The organism is Halalkalibacter sp. APA_J-10(15), assembly GCF_023017105.1.
GTDB lineage: Bacteria > Bacillota > Bacilli > Bacillales > Bacillaceae_D > Halalkalibacter.
In genome coordinates this window covers 143,125-165,966 of record NZ_JALKEV010000008.1, presented here as the reverse complement: position 1 = coordinate 165,966, position 22,842 = coordinate 143,125, and the positions used below count along the sequence as shown (strand labels likewise).

Annotated in this window: 22 protein-coding genes; 6 read left to right on the top strand and 16 right to left on the bottom strand. The window is 37.9% G+C overall.

The window, feature by feature from the left end; genetic code table 11:
• Positions 1 to 165: 165 nt before the first annotated feature.
• The 6 genes from MW695_RS11410 to MW695_RS11385 all read right to left on the bottom strand — a co-directional run bounded on the left by MW695_RS11410 (position 166) and on the right by MW695_RS11385 (position 7,738).
• Positions 166 to 1,152, bottom strand: coding sequence for an aldo/keto reductase (locus tag MW695_RS11410; protein ID WP_247105445.1), 987 nt, complete (start codon positions 1,150 to 1,152; stop codon positions 166 to 168).
• Positions 1,153 to 1,219: 67 nt separating this feature from the next.
• Entirely contained in the window at positions 1,220 to 3,526 is a 2,307-nt protein-coding gene (helD, locus tag MW695_RS11405; RefSeq protein WP_247105444.1) for an RNA polymerase recycling motor HelD, read from the bottom strand.
• Positions 3,527 to 3,878: 352 nt separating this feature from the next.
• Positions 3,879 to 4,487: an alpha/beta hydrolase gene (locus tag MW695_RS11400; RefSeq protein ID WP_247105443.1), complete on the bottom strand. Its 609-nt coding sequence runs from the start codon at positions 4,485 to 4,487 to the stop codon at positions 3,879 to 3,881.
• 11 nt (positions 4,488 to 4,498) lie between these two features.
• Positions 4,499 to 5,479, bottom strand: a complete 981-nt coding sequence (locus MW695_RS11395) for a ring-cleaving dioxygenase (protein ID WP_247105442.1) — start codon at positions 5,477 to 5,479, stop codon at positions 4,499 to 4,501.
• Between the two features lie 246 nt (positions 5,480 to 5,725).
• Entirely contained in the window at positions 5,726 to 6,517 is a 792-nt protein-coding gene (locus MW695_RS11390) for an HAD family hydrolase (RefSeq protein WP_247105441.1), read from the bottom strand.
• 156 nt (positions 6,518 to 6,673) lie between these two features.
• Entirely contained in the window at positions 6,674 to 7,738 is a 1,065-nt protein-coding gene (locus tag MW695_RS11385; RefSeq protein WP_247105440.1) for a branched-chain amino acid aminotransferase, read from the bottom strand.
• Positions 7,739 to 7,912: 174 nt separating this feature from the next.
• On the opposite strand from MW695_RS11385, the gene MW695_RS11380 reads away from it, so the two are divergent.
• Positions 7,913 to 8,842 (top strand): ArsR/SmtB family transcription factor, encoded by a 930-nt coding sequence (locus tag MW695_RS11380; RefSeq protein ID WP_247105439.1) that lies wholly within the window; start codon positions 7,913 to 7,915, stop codon positions 8,840 to 8,842.
• A 159-nt stretch (positions 8,843 to 9,001) separates the two neighbouring features.
• Here MW695_RS11380 and MW695_RS11375 read toward each other — a convergent pair whose 3' ends face one another.
• Positions 9,002 to 9,778 (bottom strand): S1C family serine protease, encoded by a 777-nt coding sequence (locus MW695_RS11375; RefSeq protein WP_247105438.1) that lies wholly within the window; start codon positions 9,776 to 9,778, stop codon positions 9,002 to 9,004.
• Between the two features lie 147 nt (positions 9,779 to 9,925).
• Between MW695_RS11375 and MW695_RS11370 the strand changes: the two genes are divergently transcribed.
• The 3 genes from MW695_RS11370 (at position 9,926) to MW695_RS11360 (ending at position 11,621) form a co-directional block, all read left to right on the top strand.
• Positions 9,926 to 10,273, top strand: coding sequence for a YojF family protein (locus MW695_RS11370; RefSeq protein ID WP_247105437.1), 348 nt, complete (start codon positions 9,926 to 9,928; stop codon positions 10,271 to 10,273).
• A 17-nt stretch (positions 10,274 to 10,290) separates the two neighbouring features.
• Positions 10,291 to 10,962, top strand: coding sequence for a bacillithiol biosynthesis deacetylase BshB2 (gene bshB2, locus MW695_RS11365; protein ID WP_247105436.1), 672 nt, complete (start codon positions 10,291 to 10,293; stop codon positions 10,960 to 10,962).
• A gap of 158 nt (positions 10,963 to 11,120) precedes the next feature.
• Positions 11,121 to 11,621: a GNAT family N-acetyltransferase gene (locus MW695_RS11360; protein ID WP_247105435.1), complete on the top strand. Its 501-nt coding sequence runs from the start codon at positions 11,121 to 11,123 to the stop codon at positions 11,619 to 11,621.
• 562 nt (positions 11,622 to 12,183) lie between these two features.
• On the opposite strand, the gene MW695_RS11355 is transcribed toward MW695_RS11360, so the two are convergent.
• The 6 genes from MW695_RS11355 to recQ all read right to left on the bottom strand — a co-directional run bounded on the left by MW695_RS11355 (position 12,184) and on the right by recQ (position 18,355).
• The gene (locus MW695_RS11355; RefSeq protein WP_247105434.1) at positions 12,184 to 13,239 is read right to left on the bottom strand and encodes a collagen-like protein; all 1,056 of its coding nucleotides are present in this window, start codon (positions 13,237 to 13,239) and stop codon (positions 12,184 to 12,186) included.
• 362 nt (positions 13,240 to 13,601) lie between these two features.
• Positions 13,602 to 13,826: a hypothetical protein gene (locus MW695_RS11350; protein WP_247105433.1), complete on the bottom strand. Its 225-nt coding sequence runs from the start codon at positions 13,824 to 13,826 to the stop codon at positions 13,602 to 13,604.
• 97 nt (positions 13,827 to 13,923) lie between these two features.
• A complete protein-coding gene (locus tag MW695_RS11345) occupies positions 13,924 to 14,817 on the bottom strand; it encodes a DUF4349 domain-containing protein (protein WP_247105432.1) in 894 nt (297 codons plus the stop codon).
• Between the two features lie 169 nt (positions 14,818 to 14,986).
• The gene (gene ytxJ, locus MW695_RS11340; RefSeq protein ID WP_247105431.1) at positions 14,987 to 15,325 is read right to left on the bottom strand and encodes a bacillithiol system redox-active protein YtxJ; all 339 of its coding nucleotides are present in this window, start codon (positions 15,323 to 15,325) and stop codon (positions 14,987 to 14,989) included.
• Between the two features lie 14 nt (positions 15,326 to 15,339).
• A complete protein-coding gene (locus MW695_RS11335) occupies positions 15,340 to 16,182 on the bottom strand; it encodes a DegV family protein (RefSeq protein ID WP_247105430.1) in 843 nt (280 codons plus the stop codon).
• A gap of 67 nt (positions 16,183 to 16,249) precedes the next feature.
• Positions 16,250 to 18,355, bottom strand: a complete 2,106-nt coding sequence (gene recQ / locus MW695_RS11330) for a DNA helicase RecQ (RefSeq protein ID WP_247105429.1) — start codon at positions 18,353 to 18,355, stop codon at positions 16,250 to 16,252.
• 210 nt (positions 18,356 to 18,565) lie between these two features.
• Between recQ and MW695_RS11325 the strand changes: the two genes are divergently transcribed.
• Together MW695_RS11325 and MW695_RS11320 are read left to right on the top strand one after the other, a co-directional pair.
• Entirely contained in the window at positions 18,566 to 18,823 is a 258-nt protein-coding gene (locus MW695_RS11325; RefSeq protein ID WP_247105428.1) for a hypothetical protein, read from the top strand.
• Between the two features lie 172 nt (positions 18,824 to 18,995).
• On the top strand, positions 18,996 to 20,588 hold the full coding sequence (locus MW695_RS11320; protein ID WP_247105427.1) for an ABC-F family ATP-binding cassette domain-containing protein: 1,593 nt from the start codon (positions 18,996 to 18,998) through the stop codon (positions 20,586 to 20,588).
• A 26-nt stretch (positions 20,589 to 20,614) separates the two neighbouring features.
• Here the strand turns inward: MW695_RS11320 and MW695_RS11315 are convergent, their stop codons facing one another.
• The 3 genes from MW695_RS11315 to odhB all read right to left on the bottom strand — a co-directional run bounded on the left by MW695_RS11315 (position 20,615) and on the right by odhB (position 22,834).
• On the bottom strand, positions 20,615 to 21,232 hold the full coding sequence (locus MW695_RS11315) for a DedA family protein (protein ID WP_247105426.1): 618 nt from the start codon (positions 21,230 to 21,232) through the stop codon (positions 20,615 to 20,617).
• Between the two features lie 26 nt (positions 21,233 to 21,258).
• A complete protein-coding gene (locus MW695_RS11310) occupies positions 21,259 to 21,459 on the bottom strand; it encodes a DUF6501 family protein (RefSeq protein WP_247105425.1) in 201 nt (66 codons plus the stop codon).
• Between the two features lie 124 nt (positions 21,460 to 21,583).
• Positions 21,584 to 22,834: a 2-oxoglutarate dehydrogenase complex dihydrolipoyllysine-residue succinyltransferase gene (gene odhB / locus MW695_RS11305; protein ID WP_247105424.1), complete on the bottom strand. Its 1,251-nt coding sequence runs from the start codon at positions 22,832 to 22,834 to the stop codon at positions 21,584 to 21,586.
• Positions 22,835 to 22,842: the final 8 nt, after the last annotated feature.

Below are 22,842 nucleotides of genomic sequence, written 5' to 3'. Positions count from 1 at the left end.
TCAATACATAGCGATTACCTTCGATTAAAGCTTTTCATTCGCAACAAATATATGGACAAATTCAACATATAAAGTTCTAATAGTTAACTATCAAATTCAAAAATTATTGGAGAAAAGGAATGAGCATTTGTTTTTGCTAAAACTCTGTTGATCGAGCCTCTTTTATTAATAAACTCCTCTTATATGTTGATGAACTTCTTCTTTGTAGAACGAGCTAAGCTTTTCAATTTCTTGTTTTGTAAATGTGGAAACGTTAATGGCTTTAAGGTTATCCTCAATTTGCTTGACCGTTTTAAATCCAGGGATTGCACAAGTTATTCCCTCTTGATCGAGAATCCATCTTAGGGCTGCTTGTGTTAATGAACCTCGTCCTTCCTTTATCCAATTAACTTTTTCACTTAACTCTACACCTTTTTCAAACGGAAGACCTGAAAAGGTTTCCCCAACATTAAATGCGGTACCATCGCGATTAAAATGACGATGATCATCACTTGAAAATGATGAATCTTTTGAAAACTTCCCTGTCAATAACCCACTTGCTAATGGAACCCTAGCTAATATCCCAATTTGCTTTTCAATAGCTTTTGGTAATAATTGTTCCAATGGCTTTTGACGTAATACATTAAAAATAACTTGTAATGCCCTCACATTCGAATAGTTATCCATACAATACAAGCCTTCTTCAACCGTTTCAACACTTACACCATAATAACGAATCTTCCCTTCTTGTTGTAATTCATCTAATACTTGAAAGACACTACCTTCTTTTATGATCTCAAAAGGAGGACAGTGGACTTGAAACAGATCAATTCGCTCCCTCTCTAATCGTTTTAGGCTTGCTTCACAATAGGCACGAACCTGTTCGGGAGAATACGTATTAATGTCATGAATATCACCGGAACGACAAAACTTTGTAGCGATATAACTATCATTCTCTTTACCTTTTGTTGCTTTTGCGATTAGCTCTTCACTATGTCCATCACCATATACGTCTGCTGTATCAAAAAAATTAACGCCCAAGTCGATCGCTCGATGTAATCCTCGTATCGCTTCTTGATCGTCAGATTGTCCCCAAGCACCACCAATCGCCCAGGTCCCAAAGCTTAATTCACTTATCTTTAAATCCGTACTACCTAATTGTTTATACTTCATCATTTGCCTCCCTCTATAAAACGAAATCGCTTTCTTTTTTTACTATACATGACGTATTAAGTCATTGTCATGTATAAAGATCTTTGTTTTTTGGTAACAAAGGACTGAGCGTATCTTCATAATATAATGTTAAAGAATGCATTGCTCTTGTACAGGCTGTATAGAGTAGGTTTCGTTCCTTTTCTTCTGAATAAGAAAGTAGAGATGCATCATAAATAATGACACAATCATATTCCATCCCTTTTGCTAAGTACACGGGAATCACTTGAATCGAGCTTTTTATTTCTGACGTATCTTTCTTTACATAGGTAATATCTAAATCACTGCTTAGCTGATGGTAAGCTAAATACGTTTGCTCATCAGATTTACAAATAATTGCAACCTTTCCTTTATGCTCTCTCTGTAAACGATTTGCTTCTTGAATGATTCTTTGACGACGTTCTTCCTCATTCTTTACTTGAATAAGCATTGGCTTTACACCAGAACGATTAAAGGGAATAATTCCTGAGTCAATGATTTCACTAGCAAGATCAATAATTTGTCTAGTAGAACGATAACTTTTGGTTAGCGAGTATGATTCTACTTTTTCTGAAAATGATGTTTCGTGAAACAACTGAAACGAATCCATGCGATAGGAATGAGCATAAATTGATTGATGAAGATCACCTAATATGGTAAATCGAGCCTTTGGAAATAATTTTATTAGATATGCAAATTGAAATGGTGAGTAATCCTGTGCCTCATCTACAAACACATGCCTCATTGTCATATTAACTTCAAAGCCCTCAATCATACTTCTCAAATAAAGGAATGGTGTCATATCCTCATAGACCAACTTCCGTTTTTTTAATCGAGCAACAGTCGTCTCAATCATTTCATTAAAATATAAATATTGTGGGAAAAATTTAGGATTTAACGATTTTAAATACTGTTCATATAACAAAGGAAAATTAATAAATGAGAACTGACGAATCATCGCACGTATTGGCTTTAATTTTCTCTTAACGATTAACGCACGTAGCAATGACTCCTCTCGAACAGAATCTACATAGCCATCACTTTCACGTTCGATACGTTCATAAACCGTTTGAATGACACTATCAGAAAGCTGTTCAATCTCATCTAATACCCAATTTCGCTTTCGTTCTTCCTTTTCAAAGATATCTAAGTGCTTCAAAAGAGTCTCAATTAATAGCTCTAGTCGATTAGGAATCGATAATGATGAATCGGTTTTATCAAAATGTTCACTAATCCATTTCGATTGAAATAGAACCTCCCCGCGAAAATAAACATGATGAAATGGTAATCCAACTGATCGTAATGTATGAATAAATCGGTCCATTTCCTTCATGAATGTGTATGATGATTTCATGTCAATAGATTCTAGTCTTTGAAGATAATCGTTTTCATCCTTCTTCGTTAAAACATATTCAAGTTGGTCATAGGGGTCTTCTATCTTCCAGCGTTTTCCTAACCGATGATGTAAATACGCTTGAAATGTCGTTTGTTGCATATTTTCCTCACCGAGCTCTGGCAATACTTCTGACACATATTGATTGAACAAAGCATTTGGTGAAAATAAGATAACTTGGTCAGCATTTATCTGTTCACGATAGCGATATAGAAGATAAGCGACACGTTGCATTGCAACCGATGTTTTGCCACTGCCTGCTACACCATTCACAATCAAAATTTTACTTCTCTCATTACGAATGATTTGATTTTGTTCCTGCTGAATCGTGGATACGATACTTTTCATTTGCGCAGATGATTGACTTCCCAATACTTCCTGTAAGACATCATCTCCAATCGTCATTCCTGTTTCAAAGACATGTCTAACTGTCCCTTGTCTAATAAGCATTTGTTTCTTTAAAGTTATCTCTCCCGTAACCTTCTCTAAAGGGGTTTCATAGAATGCTTCACCAGGACCAAAATCATAATACATACTTGCTATAGGGGCACGCCAATCATAGATGTAAAAGTCATAGCCTTCTTCATTCGTAAGTGAAGCAATCCCAATATAAATTTGACCCACATCAGACTCACCTTTTTCGACAAAATCAATGCGCCCAAAATATGGTGAATCCTTTAAACGTTCCAGCTTTTTTAATTGACTCGTATCATGCATTTGTGAACGTTCACGTTCCGATAATAATTCTGCTTGTTGTTTGATACTGGAAAACGTTTCAGCAGCCTCTTCATCATTATCCAGGTTTACAGTAACATCCTCCCAAAAATTCTTTTTTATAAAGGTTACATCGTTACCTCTTGTTGCAATTTGACCTTCTAATTGATTCATGTGTTGTTCTATATATGCAATCACTTTATTTACTCTTTTTTGCTCATATACTATGTCTGTCTGACTAATATTCATTTAGACACGTCACTCCTTATTAACCGGTAGCTTTCATTATCATATATCACACCTGTAAAATCTATACCTTAGTGAGCATTTTACTAAACAAAGAGAAAGTTTAAATCCATTTAACTTCATCATTTCTAAAAAAAGAAGCTAGGACAAGCGGTGCAAATAAACCGCTCCTGAAATATACTTCGCTTTCCGCGGAAAGCGTGCCCCCTATCCCGGGAGCAGATTCGATGAGACTTACCATGACGATGCTCTTTAATCACAATGAGCCTGTCGACTGCCTCGCAATAGCGAGACAGTCGACAGGCTTAAGGATTCTAGCAATATAACGCTTGCTAACTCTCTTTTTTTATACCGATTATTTAAATGTTTGGATGAACCAACGCTTACTCTCTTCAACCTCATCGCGTGTCAGTTGATGGCCACCTTCCTGCCAAAAACTTGTGACATTAGCGTGGGAACCTTGTAGTAATGTAATCAGCTCTTCGGTTTCCGCTGCCGGAATTAGCGGATCTTGTTTACCAGCACCTATAAAAATAGAGCTGTTAGACAAATCAGGTAGTGTTAATCCTTTAAGAGGTACCATCGCATGATATAAAATTGCCCCTTTTAACGCATTTTCGTAATGAAACAGTAAGCTTGCAGCAATATTTGCCCCATTGGAATAACCAATAGCAACGACTTTCTGTTCATCAAAACCGTATTCATCAGCTTTCTCTTTCACAAATGAATATAGTTCTTTCGTTCGAAAGATTAAATCCTCTTCATCAAACACTCCTTCAGCTACTCTTTTAAAAAAACGAGGCATACCATTTTCCAACACATTCCCTCTAACACTTAATATATTCGCTTCAGAGTCAATTAAAGCAGCAATCGGTAACAGGTCCTCTTCGTTTCCTCCAGTTCCATGCAACAATAAAAAGGTCAATCCGTTACTACCTTTTCCTTCTCGGAATAGATACTTCATAAAGCATTCTCCTAACGTTTCGTATTTAATGGCTTAATCGTTGCTTCAATTTGTTCTCGTTGACTCTCTAAGTACGGAGGGAGGGCTAACGTTTCACCTAACGTTTCAAAAGATTCATCCCCCTCAAACCCAGGACCGTCCGTTGCTAATTCGAATAAGATGCCGTTCGGTTCACGAAAATATAAAGAACGGAAGTAATAACGTTCCACAAAGCCTGAACTAGGTAGTCGAAGTTGTTTCAAGCGTTCAACCCACTTTTTTAATTCCTCTTCACTTTCAACACGAAAAGCTACATGGTGAACACTTCCACGCCCTGGGCGTTCACGCGGCAAATCAGAACGCTCTTCTACATGCACTTCCGCACCTGAGCCCCCTTCACCCGTTTCAAAAACGCGAATATCCTTTTGACCTTCAACTGGTGACGGATATGATCGTGTTTCTCGATAGCCCATGACATCCGTTAATATCATTGCTGTATGCTCGAATGTTGAGACTGTTAATTGCACTGGCCCTAATCCTAAAATCGCATAGCTTTCAGGTACAGGACTTTCTTCCCAAGGAGTCCCTCCTGCAACACCACTGTTCGTTTCATCTGATACTAACTGCAAGCGTTGCCCTTCAAAATCCTCAAATTTCAATGTCTTTCTTCCTGTATAATTTTCTACCTCATCATGAGTAATATTAAATTGTTCGAAACGATCCTTCCAGTAGGAGAGAGACTCATCTGAAGGTACTCGTAAGCTCGTTAATGAGATACTATTCGTACCACGATGTGTTTGTCCAGCATAAGGTAACTCAAAAAATGTTAAATCAGTTCCTGGATTTCCTCGTTCATCGGCATAAAACAAATGATATACTGACGTATCATCTTGATTCACCGTTTTCTTAACTAACCTCATACCCATTATGTCTGTATAGAAACGATAGTTTTTTTCTGCTTGTCCAGTGATAGCTGAAACATGGTGTTGACCTTTTAATGGTTTTAATTCCATCAGTATTCACTCCTAGTATTTATTTCATTCGGTTATTCATTCTTTAGTGTAGTCTCATTCCATACATATATTGTACAAATTTTTTATTTCAATGTAAAGTATTTCGATATCGAAATTTATTTACGCAGAAGGAGTCTGGAACAAAACGAAAGTGATTAACTAAGAATCCGAACATTGGGCGACACATATATTGGTTCGGACGTTCATTTATCAAACGCTTTTGCCCAGCCTCTCCATTATGATCAATTATTTTTTTTCAATTTGTTCAATTAGTGTGATTAAATCATTTAGGTGCGTAATTTCATAAGAAGGAGTGACTTCGTTACGTTCTTTTTCGTGTCGGTTAATCCAAACTGAAGGAATTCCTACTCGATTCGCGCCTAAAATATCCGTCATTAAGTTATCTCCTACCATTATTGCTTCATTCTTTTGAGCATTTACTCGTGCAAGTGCATGTTCAAAAATGGATGGATCTGGTTTGCCTTTACCGAAGCCACCAGAAATAATAATTTCATCAAAATATGGAGCAATCTCTGGTGTAATAGATAATTTCGTTTGCTGTAAATCAGGCGATCCGTTCGTTAGTAATAATAGCTTATATGAGCCTTTCAATTTATCTAACACTGAAAAAGTTTCTTCGTAAACGAAAGGGTGTTTACGACGTTCCTCTGGAAAACGTTCGGCAAGCTTCTGTCCAAGGTTTGGTTTATCTATCCCCAACGATTTCAAACCGTTCGTCCACGCATCCCTTCGATAGGCTGGGACAATTTCACTCATCTTTTTAAAATGTTCATGATCATCTAAAAAGTTCCCCCATAAGCCTTCAAAAGGGTTAATTCCAATCATTTGAGTAAACTCATACGTTTCGTATGAAGAATATAACTTTCTTGCTTCTTCTCTAACAGCCTCTTCTAATGCTTTTGCATTGACACCGTATTGATCTTGCGCTACCTTACACGTCTCTTCAAACGCCTTTGCAACACTTTTTTGATCCCAAAGAAGCGTATCATCTAAGTCAAAAAAAATCGCCTTTAACATCCTTGCTCCCCCTAGCTACTTCATCATTAATATTCTACATATAGATTACCGTTTGGTTCAGAAGATGTAAACCGTTTTTCTTTTACACGCCAATAGTGTTATTGCAAGCTTAAATCTTATTGATCCCAATCTATTTCATCATTTATATCGTAACTCTTATACATGCACAACCCATCCAAACGGATCCTCTTCTTTACCCGTTTGAATACTTGTTAAAGTTGTATATAGCTTTTGCGCTAAATGACCCGTTTCACGATTATTAATCACCATTTGACGGTCATTCCATTTCAATTCTCCAACCGGAGAGATGACCGCAGCAGTACCTGTACCAAATGCCTCCTCAAGTTCTCCACGCTCGTATGCTGCAAATAGCTCATCGATAGAGATTTGGCGTTCGTTCACAACTATTCCCCATCTGTGTAATAGTTCAATAATAGAATTACGTGTAATCCCTTCAAGAATACTCCCATTTAGCTTAGGTGTAACAACTTCTCCATTTATCTTAAAAAAGACATTCATACTTCCAACTTCCTCAATATATTTCTTTTCAATCCCATCTAGCCATAACACTTGAGAGTAGCCTTCTTCTGTTGCCTTCTCTTGAGCTTTGTATGCTGCAGAGTAATTCCCTGCTGTTTTGGCTGTGCCCGTTCCTCCTTTTACAGCACGTGTGTAATTTTCCTCCACATGTATCCCGACTGGTTTGATCCCCTCTTTATAATAGGAACCAACTGGAGATAGAATCATCATACATGTGTACGTTTTTGAAGGGGCTAAACTTAAATTAGATTCGGTCGAGATAATAAATGGACGTATATATAACGAATAGCCCGCTTCTTTTGGAATCCACTCTTTATCTACCTTAAGTAACTGTTTTAAGTATTCAATCATCTCATCTACATGAACCTTTGGCATGCTTAAGCGCTCACTAGATCGATTGAGCCTTTTGAAATTTTCTTCCGGTCGAAACATCAAAACTTGATCATCCGAAGTACGATAAGCTTTTAAGCCTTCAAACACAGTTTGTCCGTAATGAAAAATCATCGCAGCAGGGTCTAAAGTAATTGGGTTATATGGAACAATCCGAGGATTAAACCAACCTTTTCCATCTTTATAATCCATGACAAACATATGATCTGAATAGTGTCGACCAAATACTAGTTCATCTGTTTTAGGGATTTCTTTTCTTGTATCTGCTTGTTCAATATGTAATTCTTTCATCTTTTTCTCCTTTCAAATCACCATGTTCTTATTTTATAAATAAAAAGCAATGAATACAATGACAATCTTCAACTACTGTAAATGAGCTCTATTTGATTAAAAGAAACCTTATATGTATAATTAAAAAGAAAATATTTCATGTAAACGCAATCAATAAAAAGTTGGAGGAACGAGATGCAACTCGATATTTCAAACAAATCATTGCCCGTCTTTGAAGCTCTTGCAAGTAATGTACGCCTTTCTATTATTCAAATTCTATCAAAGAAATCTTCAAATATACGAGAATTAGCTGAAGCAGTTGGGTTAAGTAGTGCTATTATGACGATGCATATTAAGAAGCTTGAAAAAGCAGGAATTATCCGCACTGAAATGGTACCTGGTCGAGCAGGTATACAAAAGCTATGTATCTTAAATGTAGATGAAATTGATATTATTTTTCCAGTTAAGCAAAGTCAATCTCTTGCTTTTCATCAAACAACACTATCAGTCGGACATTTCACTGATTTTTCGATCGAGCCTACTTGTGGCCTTGCTACTGAAAAAATGATCATTGGACAATTTGACGATATTCGATATTTTTTAGACCCTGAACGTTTTAATGCCAAAATTCTTTGGTTTGGAAAAGGATTTATTGAATACAAAGCACCCAATTTCCTTTTATCAAATGAAACACCGAAAGCATTAGAAATATCAATGGAACTTTCGTCTGAAGCACCTTTAACGAATGAACATTGGCCTTCTGACATTTCCTTCATTTTTAATGGAATTGAGCTTGGAACTTGGACAAGCCCTGGTGATTTCGGTGATAGCCTAGGCAAGTATACACCAGACTGGTGGCCAAGAGTCATAAATCAATACGGATTATTGAAATGTATTCGAGTAACTGAAAACGGAACATTTCTTGATGGGATAAAATTATCAGGCTACTCGATTAATGACATCGATATTGAAGCAAAACAGTGGACGTTTAGAATTGCTATTCATGATGATGCAGAACATATTGGTGGAGTAACACTTTTTGGATCAGGATTTGGAAATTACAACCAAGATATTCTATTCCGATTATTTTACGAAAAGGATTTAGAAGAAGTCCTGCCTGAATAAGTAAAAACGAATCATCTCATTTGTTAAAGAATTTGTTTTCTCTACATGAAGGTAGCTTCCCACAGGATACCAGTCTCCTGTGGGAAGCGAGGTATACTGTCTAATTCGTCAAATTTCCAACGACTAGCACACTGAAAAGACTTAACTTTCTATATTATCTTAAAGTTCTTTTAACTCTGGAAAGTGTTCGTACACGCGTTCAAGAGGTATGGCTAATCCATAACCAGCTTCACTTCCGATTGTTCGTGCGTACACAACGCCCACAACTTCCCCTTCTTTCGATAATACTGGACTCCCACTATGACCAGGTAAAATAGTGTTTGTAATCTTCATACGTTGGTATGTACCCTCTGAGCTTTCAATTTCCCCTTCATTCACAATAGAAGATTGTAATCCGGGGTTCCCAATCACGTATATTTCCTCATGCTCTGTAGCTCCATACTCTCTTAACGATAAAAATGGTAGTTGATCTCCTTCTACTTTTAACAATGCGAGATCTGGCGTTTCAATTGACTTGATTACTTCTGCTTCGTACACTTCTCCATTTGGTAAGCTCACATAAAACGGCTCATTTTGTTCAATCACATGATGATTTGTTAGCATGTACCCATCAGGAGATATGATAAACCCTGTTCCCCGGCTGTCGCTTCCAACAATGACTGCTACAGCCTCCTTATAGGATTCCATATGTTCAATCGTGCTCAACTCTTCCGAAACTCGCGCTAATTCTCTTGATTGAGGTGAAAATAAATCGAGCCATATATTAAATATTTGAGCGACTAACAATAAAGCAACGAATAATCCAATGAATTGAAAAAGGCGTTTCCTACGTTTTTTTCCTTTTTTCTCTTCTTCTGTTTCTTGTTCTTCCATCAGAAAATCTTCAGCGGATGGCTCTTCAAATGAATCTTCACCTGACTTATCCAATTTCTTCATCTACTGCTCACCTACTCTTCTTTGTAGCTTCATCACTTTATTTTATCAAAAAAAAAGCGATAACGTAAATCTGTAGACGGTTTGATTGTTTGCTATGTGGCATTTACTATATAATAGAATAAGTTAGTAAGTTTAGGAGGTTTACTCATGGAAAGCATTCTCGTTGAAGAAGTTCAACATACATTAAACTCAAATTGCAACAAACCTGTATACATCCATTTAGAAACGACGAATGGTGCCTATGCTTCCCATAATGACGAATCTTTTTTTTCTGCGGGAGCATTCATTCGTAATGCACAAGTTATCTATTCACATGGAAAAGTAGCTGGAGAAGGTCCGTATCGAGTAGGATTAAAACTAGAAATCGGATGGATTTATGCTGAAGGGTTAACGCATTATGAAATTGATGCAGAAAATCGCTTGTTACTTGCAGGGCATGGGGCTGATGGGAAATTAGCAGTAGCTCTACAAATTAGTGAAAACCCATTTACATAAGAAAGGAGAGAATAATTATGGAAACAGAAAGACATGTATTAGTCGTATTCCCTCACCCGGATGATGAAACATTTGGAGCAGCAGGAACGATTGCCATGCACGCTAAGCAAGGTACCCCCATTACGTACGCATGTTTAACATTAGGTGAAATGGGACGAAATTTAGGAAACCCACCTTTCGCAACACGTGAATCATTACCACTTATAAGAAAGAAAGAATTAGAGCAAGCGGCAGAAGTAATGGGCATAGACGATTTACGTATGTTAGGCTATCGTGATAAAACGATTGAATTTGAACCAGAGGAAGAATTACAAGCCGTTGTCCTTCATTTAATTGCTGAGTTGAAGCCTTCATTGGTCATTACCTTTTATCCTGGCCATTCTGTTCATCCAGATCATGATGCTACTGGACGTGCTGTTACTCAAGCTGTACAGTCCCTACCAGTAGCTGATCGGCCGAAAGTCCATTGTATTGCTTTTTCCAACAATCACCTTAATGATATCGGTGAACCTGATATTATTGTTAACATTGAACCCTTTGCAGAAGTGAAACGAAACGCATTACGAGCACACCTTTCACAAACGGCTTGGATGTTAGAAGAAATGGAACCCAAATGGAAAAAAGGAGATCCTGAAGCATTGGCTTGGTTACAAACAGAACGTTTCTGGACATACCGGTTTGCATTTTAATATTCTATATATTAGTACTACATATGTCCATCTATTTCATGCAATAGATGGACATTTTTTATGACTATAAACTCAACTTGAACATTCATCCTTTCTCTTGTATACTATGATATTTGTAAAGAGGCATTTTCATAGAAAAAAAGAAAAGGAGTGGTTATGTGCTTTTAACCGAGCCACGCACGGATGAAAAGCAATCGACATGTGATGACGTAGAATTTCAACTATTTCGATTACAACAAAATGTAAAAGAAATAGCAAAAGGCAAGCAAGTGATTGGAATTGAACAATCCAAAAACGAAAAATGGGTGATTGTATCCATGATAGATGATGGGCATTCATGTCATATTATGATCCATGAGTGCAACTCTGCCTACCGCGGACATTGGGACTTTATGCTCCAGGCTAAATATACAGATGATTTCAGCCTTTTTATAGGCGATATAAAAGGAGAAGAAAATAAAGGTTTCGGTTCTATCTGTATGGAGTATTTAAAGGACCATGCCAAAGAACAGAATATCCATTGTATTAAAGGAGATCTTGCTAAACGAGATTGGGGCCATCTTGATAGACTCATCCATTTTTACGAGAAGCATGATTTTGATGTTGAGGTTGATTATGAAAATCAAAATGGATCAATTGTTTGTCAACCCCATTGGTAATAATGGGGTTTTGTATTTTAGCTGATCATAATTTGGGTCATAGTATTAACTTAAAAGTTGGTATCAAAAGTTTGACTGCTTCTTGTTGTATTATTAAAACTTAATATCTATATATTACTAAATTGATCAGCCGGTTATTTTGTTCTTTTAATTTGTTCTGTCCCTACCAATCAAGTACTTGATAACCTCATTTTACAGACTGGTTAGTGATATCTCCTAAACATTCGGATATTAGTTTCATGTTCACATTTTGCTGAATAAAATTGTTGCATGAGTATGTCGTTAATGGTGAGCTCAACATATTACTAAAGGAGTACACACGTAACATTTAAGTTAACTATTAAAAGAGTCAATACCAGTTGAACTACACCTCGATTTTTACACTATGTCTAACATTCGAGGTGTAGTTTTTCTTTACACTCCTACAAATGACCGATTGACTCAATCGGCAGAGACCTAACATGATTTCTTATATTGAATTATGAGTTATTAGGAGGCTCTAAAGCTACCTAACAAACCAGTCTACTTCATAATTTGGTATAGACCATTCTATTTTCCCACTCTATTGGAGTCGTGTGATAACAAGGTGTGCTGAAACAGGCCTTGTTCCTCCAGCGAGAGGAGTGATGGTTAGTGCTGCGGCATTGCCAGCTGGATTTTGTACAGTGAGTATTGAATTGATGCTTGTTGTTGTTACAAGAGCCATTCCTACTATCTGGGAAGTACCGGTTGCTCGCCCAACCACCGTATAGTCTAGGTCAGCTCCATCGAGAGTTAAAATCAGTTGTCCCGCTTCGCTTACACTTACCTGAAACAAGACCTGATAAGTGCCAATTTCAGACAAGTTAAATGTACTAGGACCAGTACGGGTTATATCAGTCCCACTAATAGGTCCGTCTTGCGGAAAACTTACGTCTGTACCGGGAGCAACTGTTGCTGCATTATCAGGTGGCATCAATGCATAAAAATCTGCAAAGGCTAATACTCCTCCTGCCGGACCCGCTGGACCCTCTGGGCCGGTTGCTCCCGCTGGACCCTCTGGGCCGGTTGCTCCCGCTGGACCCGCTGGGCCGGCTGGGCCCGCTGGACCCGCTGGACCGGTTGCTCCCGCTGGACCCTCTGGGCCGGCTGGGCCCGCTGGACCCTCTGGGCCGGTTGCTCCCGCTGGACCCTCTGGGCCGGTTGCTCCCGCTGGACCCGCTGGGCCGGCTGGGCCCGCTGGACCCGCTGGACCGGCTGGACCGGCTGGGCCCGCTGGGCCCTCTGGGCCGGTTGCTCCCGCTGGACCCTCTGGGCCGGTTGGGCCCGCTGGACCCTCTGGGCCCTCTGGGCCGGTTGCTCCCGCTGGGCCGGCTGGGCCCGCTGGACCCGCTGGACCCTCTGGGCCCTCTGGGCCGGTTGCTCCCGCTGGGCCGGCTGGGCCCGCTGGACCCGCTGGGCCGGTTGCTCCCGCTGGACCCGCTGGACCGGCTGGGCCCGCTGGACCCTCTGGGCCGGTTGCTCCCGCTGGGCCGGCTGGGCCCCGTGGTCCAGGTGGACAGATGCATTTTTTCCGAGGCTGTTTTCGAACCGGATATATCGGACAGCATCCTTTATATGGTTTTCCAAAATTTGACACAGTTATCATCTCCTTTATCACTTTATCATTAGATTATGTCTGGTTGGGTAAAAAGGAAACAAAATGATTAGTTTAATTCAAACTAAAAAATAATGTTGTGAAATAAATCGTTTTGATGAGAATTAGAGGGCATATGTCTTATTACGAACAGAGAAGGGATTTCGTTTAAACGTGTAAAGTATTTAAACCTGAATTATTCATGTAAAATCGATGATCGTATACATCGTCTATTAAATGGACAATTTCTTTAAATCATCATGCATAAAATAAATGAAAAAAGAACCCATTTCTGATAAGGTTATACTCCGAAAAAATAACCTTCAGAAAGGATTCTTATAATGGTAAAAAAAGGTAAATTGTAGTTATTTTTCATTATCATACGTTTTTAGAGCATGATAGGTCGCAGTCACATCCCCATTTTCAGCAATATATTCTTCTCGTAGTCCAAAATCAGCACCATCTATTTCAACATTCACTTCATTTATCTCATTTTCAGAATGATTAAGAATTGTTTCATTTAGCTCATTAGAGTTCACCTTTGAGTCATGTATAATAATTCGAGTAAAATAGTCTCCATCATAACCCAAACAATAACATTACGCTGTAGTTCTTCGCCTGAAAACAGAAAACCTTCTAAAATATAAATCGTATAGTCAGAATCACTTCGATTTTCAATGCCTTCATTTAGTCTAAAGTGGTCTTCTTTTTCTTCATACGTCTCAATCTATACGAAATAACAAAAGCTATAACGATAATAGGAATAAAGAGTGGACTTAAGCCTATTAACCATACAATTATAGCTGAAACGGAAGTAATTAAGAAATTAACTGTATCGATAAATAATTTCTTGGCCTCTTCCCAAGTATTTAAGTCTTCCTCACCTTGAATCGTTCCCACTCTTACAGTATCTTCTTTCAAATCGATACTAACGCTAGAATAGCTCACTTGATTTTCAAGGTATTGCATACGACCAGTGAGTTGCTCTATTTCTTCCTGCGTATTCGCTAAATCCTGTGAAATCGCTAGTAAGTTCTCTGTATTCTCTGCTTCCTCAAGAAATTGTAGAAGCCGCTCTTCAACCGCTTGTTTTGAAGATAAGCGCGATTCTAAATCAACATATTCCTCTGTCACATCCTGAGCAATTGTCTCGTGATGGTTCACCTTTTGAGCATGCTCACTCACCTCTTCCATAAATAGGACAAATGATTCTTCCGGTATACGAAAGGCCATTGTACCGTATGGGTTTGTTTCTGATTCAAAAAAAGTGGATTCAACTACATAACCATTGTATTCTGTAGCTCTCTCTTGTAAGTGACCCATGCTTTCCATTAAGCTTTCTACATCAACAGACATATATGATTGGTAAGAAATCATTCGTTCCTTTGCGAACGCCGCGCCTTCACCTGATGCAACATCAGGTGCGCTTTCTACTTCAACACTATCAGAACGACTGCTTTCCTGCTCAACAGCATATTCAATGCTTAAAGTATCTTCAGCAACTAATTCCTCTCCAGCGCTTTGACAACCAGCAACGGTTACGAACAAACTAGTAATGAGTAACAGAAATACATTTTTCATCATTGACAACCCCGTTTCCTTTTTTATAAATGAAACGAGTGTTGACTGAAAATGGTTTCAAAATCATTTCTTTTAGGTAACCATTAGTATATTCTTTCACCAAGTCTATCTTATTGCAACAAAAAGTGGTATTTAAAGGTTCCCTAACCTTCAAATACCACTTTTATTGTTACGTTATTTGCTCAGTTATAGCCTCTTTCGTAACGGCCCAATGTGTAGCTGACCATATGACCTGTTGATCTTTCACAAAAATACATTGAGGTGATTCATGCTTCAAATTTAAATCTTCAGCGATTTGATTTGATATAGGACGTTGTTCAATCACCTTTACTAATGCATACTTGATTTCATCATTTTTTTGATCGTTTACATAAGCAGTAAATTGATTATACGCTTCTGCACTAATTGGACATGTTGTACTATGCTTCAAAACTAACGTCGGTGTATGACTAGCTAACAACTCTTTCCATTCATCCATCGATTGTATGTCCTTTACTTTCTCACTCATCTAAAGCACCTCTTTTATTCATAATAATACATAAATGCTAATGCACCAGGTCCAGTGTGTGTACTTATAATAGGTGATGTCTCTGCAATTGATACAGGTGCATCTGTTAATAAATGTATCATATCGCGGACTTTTATAGCTAGTTTTTCAGCATCTACTTGAGAAATTCCAATTCTCTTCACTTTTTTCCCTGCAGTCTCTTGCTCAAATTTCTTTTTAAAAAATGCTAATATCTTTTGCTCTGTTCTTACTTTAGCAACAGGAGTATACACACCATCATCTAGAGAAGCTATCGGTTTAATTTTCAATAATGAGCCTATAAGCGCTCTTCCACGCCCAATTCTGCCACCCTTTACTAAATAGTCTAACGTATCAACCATCATATATAAAGACGTTTGTTCACGTATCGTATTCAAATGAGTGACTATATCTTTCACAGAAAAGCCTTGCTTCGCTTTTTCTGCCGCTTCTATGACTTGAAAACCAAGCGCTTGTGAAATAAACGATGAATTAACGACTGTCACTTCACCATTAAATTCTTGCGCAGCAGCTCGTGCAGATTGATACGTGCCACTCATGCCTTCGGTAATGTGAATCGAAATGACATGTGTTGTTGATGGGTCACTTAATAACCGTTCATACACTTCGGAAAATGAGCCCATTGATGGTTGCGATGTTTTTGGTAATTCCTCAGATGCCTTGAGCTTGTTGAGGAACTGCTGCTTCGTTAGATCGACACCATCGAGAAAAGTTTCTGATTGAAACGTAATTGATAACGGTACAACCGTAATGTCATAAGTCTGAATAACATCATTAGTTAAATCACAAGTTGAATCTGTTACTATTTTAATCGTCATAAAAGCTCTCCTTACAAATAATCTCACTATTACTATACCATAAGACACCCATCAAATCGGATGAAAATTATATCAGTAATGTGAAACGTATATCTTGATAAGAAATTGACTCAGGTAATACCTCTTTAATCGGTTTCAACCTTTCAGTCCCTACTTCTTCAGCTGCTTTTCTAATAAGCTTCTGCTTGTGATCGTCTACATACTGAACTAATTCTAAATGGACCCCTTCCTGTTCCGCACGAATCAAATGTTTGATTATCGTCATTTCCGTTAAGGAGAAATAGGCAGCTACATCGGGGACAGACGGTTGTTCCTTGAAACGATTAGCTGTATCTAAATAATTCGTCTTTAATTTCCCTGAATTCGCTTTTGTTTTCAAAGGGGACTGATCTGGCTTTCGATCAACAAATTGTTTTAACTCATCTAAAAAAACAAGCCCGTACTTCTCCCACTTTTGTTCACCTACACCATTAATACCCATTAATTCCTCTTTTGTTTGCGGGATATACTGACTCATTTCCCTTAACGTACGGTCTGAAAAGATCATATATGGAGGAATATTCTGTTCTGATGCTAGCGCTTTTCTTAATGCTCGCATTGCTTCAAACACATCATTTTGTTCTTCAGGCTTATCATTCCCTTTTGCTTCGAAAACATAAATGTTCCTCTCACCTTTCAACACAGGTATTACTTTTTCTGTCAAGGTCAATGTTGGATAAGAGCTACCAGTTGGTGCAATATACCCTTCAGCAATTAATAAATCAATTAATTGAGCTACTTGCTTCTGGCTCCACTTATTTAGTAATCCATATGTAGGTAGTTCTTGGAATTGAAATTGCTTAATCTTTTGATTAGAGGAGCCAATTAATATTTGTGAAATGATCGTTTTCCCAAATTTCTCTCTAACCCTTTTAATGCATGAAAAAATCATTTGCGCCTCTTTTGTCCGATCTAGCTTTTCTCCTTCCTTTAGACAATTAGAACAACGTCCACATGTACTATTTGAACTATCGCCAAAGTAGTCTAATAAATATTGTTGAAGGCATCGTTCCGTATGGCAAAAACTCGTCATTTGTTGTAATTTTTCATACTCATGTTTCATTCGTTCCTCATTTAATAATGATTGTTCAATTAGAAAGGATTGCGTCCGAATGTCTTGTGGAGAAAATAAAAGAATACATTCGCTTAGTTCCCCGTCACGTCCAGCACGTCCAGCTTCTTGATAGTAAGCCTCTATCGTTCGTGGCATATTGTAATGAATCACAAACCGTACATTTGATTTATCAATTCCCATACCAAATGCATTTGTTGCTACTATGACTGGTGATCGGTCATACGTAAAATCTTCTTGAGCTTTTATTCGCAGTTTCTCAGACATCCCACCATGGTATGCAGCCACATTGATCTGCTTCATTCTAAGCCATTCGGAAATGGATTCAACCTCTTTTCGAGTAGATGTGTATATAATTCCTGACTCATTCTTCCTGCTTTTCAAATATGACAACAGAAAGGCTTTTTTATCGATACCTTTCTTTACTTGAAAACGCAAATTATGTCGAGCAAACCCTGTAATAACAGTATGTTCATCCGTAACAGACAAATATGACTGTAAATCCTCCTGTACTTGCTTTGTAGCTGTTGCCGTCAAAGCAAGTACAGCGGGAGATCCTTTTAAGGCATTCACCCATTCCGGAATGGATAAATAGCTTGGTCGAAAATCATGTCCCCATTGAGACAAACAATGAGCTTCATCAATAGCAATTAACGATACTTCTACTTGCTCAACAAGTGCTTGAAAGCTGGAATGCTCCATTCTTTCTGGAGCAACATATACGAGCTTATACGTACCGTTTCGAATGTCTTCATACCTTTGCCTTTCTTCATGAGCAGACAATGAACTATTAATATACGTTGCAGCCATATTGAGTTCAACTAACGCATCCACCTGATCCTTCATAAGAGATATTAAGGGTGAAATAACGATTGTCACTCCAGGTAAAATATATGCTGGTATTTGATAGCAAATGGATTTCCCTCCACCTGTCGGCATTATACCGATTGTGCGTTGCTTCGATAAGACCGATTTGATAATCGCCTCTTGTCCTTTACGGAATTGATCATATCCATATATTAACTTTAATTTCTTTTTTGCAGATTCCATTAAAGCTTCCATCATTATCTCCTTTTTCATCTAACTTGTATTTGCTTCTATTTTTTTGGTTATCTTATTTATAAGAGGTTGTTCAAAAAGGATTGGTATTGATTTTTTGAATGACCTCGAAGTAATGAGCGTAGTCACTACATTTTTTGAAAGTATTGTAGACGCGGTGCGAACGAATCCATTTGAACAGGCTTTATAAAGAATTAAAACAGAGGTGGCATTATGAATGAATCTTTACAGCGGTTAAATACAATCTGTATTATTGTTTTAAGCTTTTTCATGCTCTTTCCTGTTTTTATTTGGCTTTTCACTGGAACATCTTTTATTGAATCCTATCAACTATTCCCACTTGATTTATCACTTTTTTTTGCCATTTTATTAGGAGCGGTTATTGTTAATTACACCATTAAATCGTCAAAGCTATTAATAACGATAATGGGAGTAGCGATCGCTAGTTTAATCGTTTATTACCTTCTATAGTAAAGATCGTAGCATATATTCGTCCATTGTTCGATACGTTCATCCATCAATTCTTCAATCGATATTTTCTATTATCAAGAAATCTTTATTAAATTGTTGTTAAGTACTATCACTTTAGCGCTTTGAATGGTATAATGCATTCGATATATAGACATTGGAGGATACGTAATAAATGATTACAGTAACGAATGTTGGATTGCAATTTGGAGATCGAAAGTTATTTGAAGATGTAAACATTAAGTTCACCCTTGGAAATTGTTACGGATTAATTGGAGCTAATGGGGCTGGAAAATCAACTTTTTTGAAAATTTTATCAGGAGAAATTGAAGCACAAAAGGGTGACGTGCACCTGAAGCCAGGGCAACGCTTAGCTGTTTTGAAACAAAACCATTTTGAGTATGAAGAAATCGAAGTATTAACTACCGTTATAATGGGCCATCAACGCTTGTATAAAGTCATGCAAGAAAAAGATGCGATCTATATGAAGGAAGATTTTTCAGACGAGGATGGTATGAAAGCAGCAGAGCTTGAAGGAGAGTTCGCTGAATTAAATGGTTGGGAAGCTGAATCAGAAGCAGCCGTGCTTTTAAAGGGGCTTGGCATTAAGGAAGAATTACACACAAAGAAAATGGCTGATTTAACCGGTTCCGAAAAGGTCAAAGTTTTACTTGCTCAAGCCTTATTTGGAGAACCAGATGTTCTTTTATTAGATGAGCCGACGAACCATCTTGATTTAGCAGCTATAGAATGGCTTGAAGAATTCCTGATTCAATTTGAAAATACCGTCATTGTCGTTTCACATGATCGACACTTCTTAAATAAGGTGTGTACACATATCGCCGATTTAGATTTCGGGAAAATTCAAATTTATGTCGGAAATTATGACTTTTGGTATGAATCAAGTCAACTTGCATTGAAGATGGCTCAAGATCAAAACAAGAAAAAAGAAGAAAAAATTAAAGAGCTACAAGGCTTCATTGCACGATTTAGTGCGAACGCTTCTAAATCCAAACAAGCGACTTCGCGTAAAAAGCTTTTAGATAAAATTGAACTTGATGATATCCGTCCATCTTCAAGAAAGTACCCATACGTTCACTTTTCAGCTGAACGTGAAATTGGTAATGATGTATTAATGGTTGAAGGAATTAGTAAAACGATTGATGGTGAACGCGTTTTAAATAATGTCAGCTTCACGATGAACCGTGAGGATAAAATTGCACTTGTTGGAGATCATGAATTAGCAAAAACAGCACTTTTTAAAATTTTAACAGGTGAAATGGATCCTGATAGTGGTACATTCAAATGGGGGATTACAACTTCACAAGCCTATTTTCCAAAGGACAACTCAGAGTATTTCGAAGGAAGCGACTTAAACTTAGTTGATTGGCTCAGACAATACTCACCTGATGATGATAGTGATACATTCTTAAGAGGCTTTCTCGGAAGAATGCTATTCTCAGGAGATGAAGTTAAGAAAAAAGCGAGCGTTTTATCTGGAGGCGAAAAAGTTCGTTGTATGCTCTCTAAAATGATGCTAAGTGGAGCAAATGTTCTCCTGCTAGATGAACCTACGAACCATCTTGATTTAGAATCAATTACAGCAGTAAATAATGGATTGATCAATTTCAAAGGAGCCATGATCTTTAATTCTCATGACCACCAATTTAATGAATCCATTGCAAACCGGATCATTGAATTAACCGATGAAGGGCTCATTGACAAGGAAATGAGTTATAATGAATATTTAGATTCTCATAAAAAATGATCATTCTGACGTAAAGCTCTAGTTATTTAGCTAGGGCTTTGACTTTTTTTTCTGAAGCGGTATTTACCAAACCGAATAACAATAACGATAAATAATATAGAAGCTAATGCAATGATAACCGTATAAACGAAAGTAGTCCAATCGGTAATCGTTCGTCCAAAATAAAAGCCAATTAAAAAGTAACAGCTTTGCCAGATCAATGCTGACGAAAACGAAACTATTGCAAACCAACGATATTTCACTTTAGACATTCCCATACCAAGTGGTACAGCATGACGGATAAATGGGAAAAAATAGCTAAAGCTTGCTGCTTTTAAACCATACCGATCTAATAACACCTTCCCTTTATTAGCCCTTACCCTCCAAACCGATTGCGCTTTTTCATCTGGGGTCGTAGTTGAAACCTTTTGAATCTTCGTACCGATCATATATAACAAGCTTCCATGAAAGAGAATACTAGAAAAGACAACCGCGAAGGTCGGAAGAGGAGAAAGTAATGTTGTAGTAGCTAGTAACCCGGTGCTCATAAGTAAAACTTCATTAGGAACAGGGAACAAGAAAAGCCCGATAATTAGTGTGATAAATAAGGCAAGGTACCCACATTGTCGAATAAATGTTATCCAAATATCGAGATCTTCTCCCATAATATTTCCCCCTTCTCATTTTAAACCTAACCTTTGAAATAATCTTTATAATAGCCACCTACAGAACCTGTATTATCAATCACAAAATAAAATTCATCCGTTTCATTTTTAAGCTCATACGTTTTCCCTTTTGTTAACGCACGATCAACCATATATTTCTTAGCATTCGTATGAATACATTCTACATTTCTAATCGTTTTTCGTTCTGACCAATTCACATGAATCATGCCTTCACTTCCTTCTTACGTAGTTTCAACGATTAGTATACCATGAATGGGAAAAGGTGGCACCACCCACGCTATAATATTCATAAAACAAGGATGCCGTTTAAGGCATCCTTGTTCATGTACATTAACCTTCAAGTAATAACGTCTCAGGGTCTTCAAGCATTTCCTTAATACGAACAAGGAAACTAACAGCTTCTTTACCGTCAACTATTCTGTGGTCATAAGACAATGCAATATACATCATTGGACGATTTTCGAAGTTTTCTTGATCAATCGCGACTGGACGCCATTGGATCTTGTGCATACCCAATATTCCGACTTGAGGTGCATTTAAGATTGGTGTCGACCATAATGAACCGAAAACCCCACCATTTGTTATCGTAAAAGTACCACCTTGTAAATCAGAAAGTCCTAATTTGTTATCGCGTGCTTTCTTACCCAGCTCTGAAATCTCACTTTCAATACCAGCGAAGCCAAGCTTATCTGCGTCACGAACAACCGGAACGACGAGCCCATCATCTGTTGAAACCGCAACCCCAATATCATAAAAATTCTTTTTAACAATTTCGTCACCTTGAATTTCTGCGTTTAATAAAGGGAATTCTTTTAATGCTCCAATGACTGCTTTTGTGAAAAAAGACATAAACCCTAATTTCACTCCATGTTTATCATAAAATGCATCCTTGCGTCTTTTACGAACATCCATCACGGCTGACATATCAACTTCATTAAAAGTTGTTAACATGGCAGCCGTTTGCTGAGACTCCACTAGACGTTTCGCGATCGTCTGACGACGTCTTGACATTTTAATACGTTCAACGGGCTTCGTATCGTTAGTAGATGACGTATTTGAAGCTGCTTGAGGCGCTTGAGCCTGTGGAGCAGGCTTAGATTGATGTGCATCTACGTCGTGCTTTCGAATTCGACCTGTTGGGTCTGTTGTTTGTACAGCTTGAAGATCAATTCCCTTTTCACGTGCTAACTTACGAGCAGCAGGTGAAGCAAGTAATCGTTCATTTGCAGGAGATTCTGACTTATCTGCAGTTGGTTCCTTTGCTGCTGGCACTTCCTTCTCACTCTTATCTGTTTTTTCAGTAGTAGATGGTGATTTCTCTTTTGTGCCAGCTGTTGAAGCTGTTCCTGTTTCATCAATAACAGCAATCACTTCGCCTACTTCAACCGTATCTCCAGGATCTCTCGTAAATTCCTTGATGACACCTGAATGCTCAGCAATAATTTCTACATTCACTTTGTCGGTTTCTAACTCGGCAATATACTCCCCTTGATTCACATGTTCTCCAACTTCTTTTAACCATTGTGCTATCGTTCCCTCTGTAATTGACTCCGCTAGTTCTGGTACTTTAATCTCTATCACCGTAATGG

Excerpts from the sequence above, each read along its gene's own strand:
- MW695_RS11410 (WP_247105445.1), bottom strand. The coding sequence starts at position 1,152 with ATGAAGTATAAACAATTAGGTAGTACGGATTTAAAGATAAGTGAATTA.
- MW695_RS11325 (WP_247105428.1), top strand. The coding sequence starts at position 18,566 with ATGAATGAATCTTTACAGCGGTTAAATACAATCTGTATTATTGTTTTA.
- MW695_RS11375 (WP_247105438.1), bottom strand. The coding sequence starts at position 9,778 with ATGAAGAAATTGGATAAGTCAGGTGAAGATTCATTTGAAGAGCCATCC.
- MW695_RS11335 (WP_247105430.1), bottom strand. The coding sequence starts at position 16,182 with ATGACGATTAAAATAGTAACAGATTCAACTTGTGATTTAACTAATGAT.
- MW695_RS11310 (WP_247105425.1), bottom strand. The coding sequence starts at position 21,459 with ATGATTCATGTGAATTGGTCAGAACGAAAAACGATTAGAAATGTAGAA.
- MW695_RS11370 (WP_247105437.1), top strand. The coding sequence starts at position 9,926 with ATGGAAAGCATTCTCGTTGAAGAAGTTCAACATACATTAAACTCAAAT.
- MW695_RS11385 (WP_247105440.1), bottom strand. The coding sequence starts at position 7,738 with ATGAAAGAATTACATATTGAACAAGCAGATACAAGAAAAGAAATCCCT.
- bshB2 (WP_247105436.1), top strand. The coding sequence starts at position 10,291 with ATGGAAACAGAAAGACATGTATTAGTCGTATTCCCTCACCCGGATGAT.
- MW695_RS11320 (WP_247105427.1), top strand. The coding sequence starts at position 18,996 with ATGATTACAGTAACGAATGTTGGATTGCAATTTGGAGATCGAAAGTTA.
- MW695_RS11395 (WP_247105442.1), bottom strand. The coding sequence starts at position 5,479 with ATGGAATTAAAACCATTAAAAGGTCAACACCATGTTTCAGCTATCACT.
- MW695_RS11345 (WP_247105432.1), bottom strand. The coding sequence starts at position 14,817 with ATGAAAAATGTATTTCTGTTACTCATTACTAGTTTGTTCGTAACCGTT.
- MW695_RS11390 (WP_247105441.1), bottom strand. The coding sequence starts at position 6,517 with ATGTTAAAGGCGATTTTTTTTGACTTAGATGATACGCTTCTTTGGGAT.
- MW695_RS11380 (WP_247105439.1), top strand. The coding sequence starts at position 7,913 with ATGCAACTCGATATTTCAAACAAATCATTGCCCGTCTTTGAAGCTCTT.
- MW695_RS11315 (WP_247105426.1), bottom strand. The coding sequence starts at position 21,232 with ATGGGAGAAGATCTCGATATTTGGATAACATTTATTCGACAATGTGGG.
- ytxJ (WP_247105431.1), bottom strand. The coding sequence starts at position 15,325 with ATGAGTGAGAAAGTAAAGGACATACAATCGATGGATGAATGGAAAGAG.
- helD (WP_247105444.1), bottom strand. The coding sequence starts at position 3,526 with ATGAATATTAGTCAGACAGACATAGTATATGAGCAAAAAAGAGTAAAT.
- MW695_RS11400 (WP_247105443.1), bottom strand. The coding sequence starts at position 4,487 with ATGAAGTATCTATTCCGAGAAGGAAAAGGTAGTAACGGATTGACCTTT.
- recQ (WP_247105429.1), bottom strand. The coding sequence starts at position 18,355 with ATGGAAGCTTTAATGGAATCTGCAAAAAAGAAATTAAAGTTAATATAT.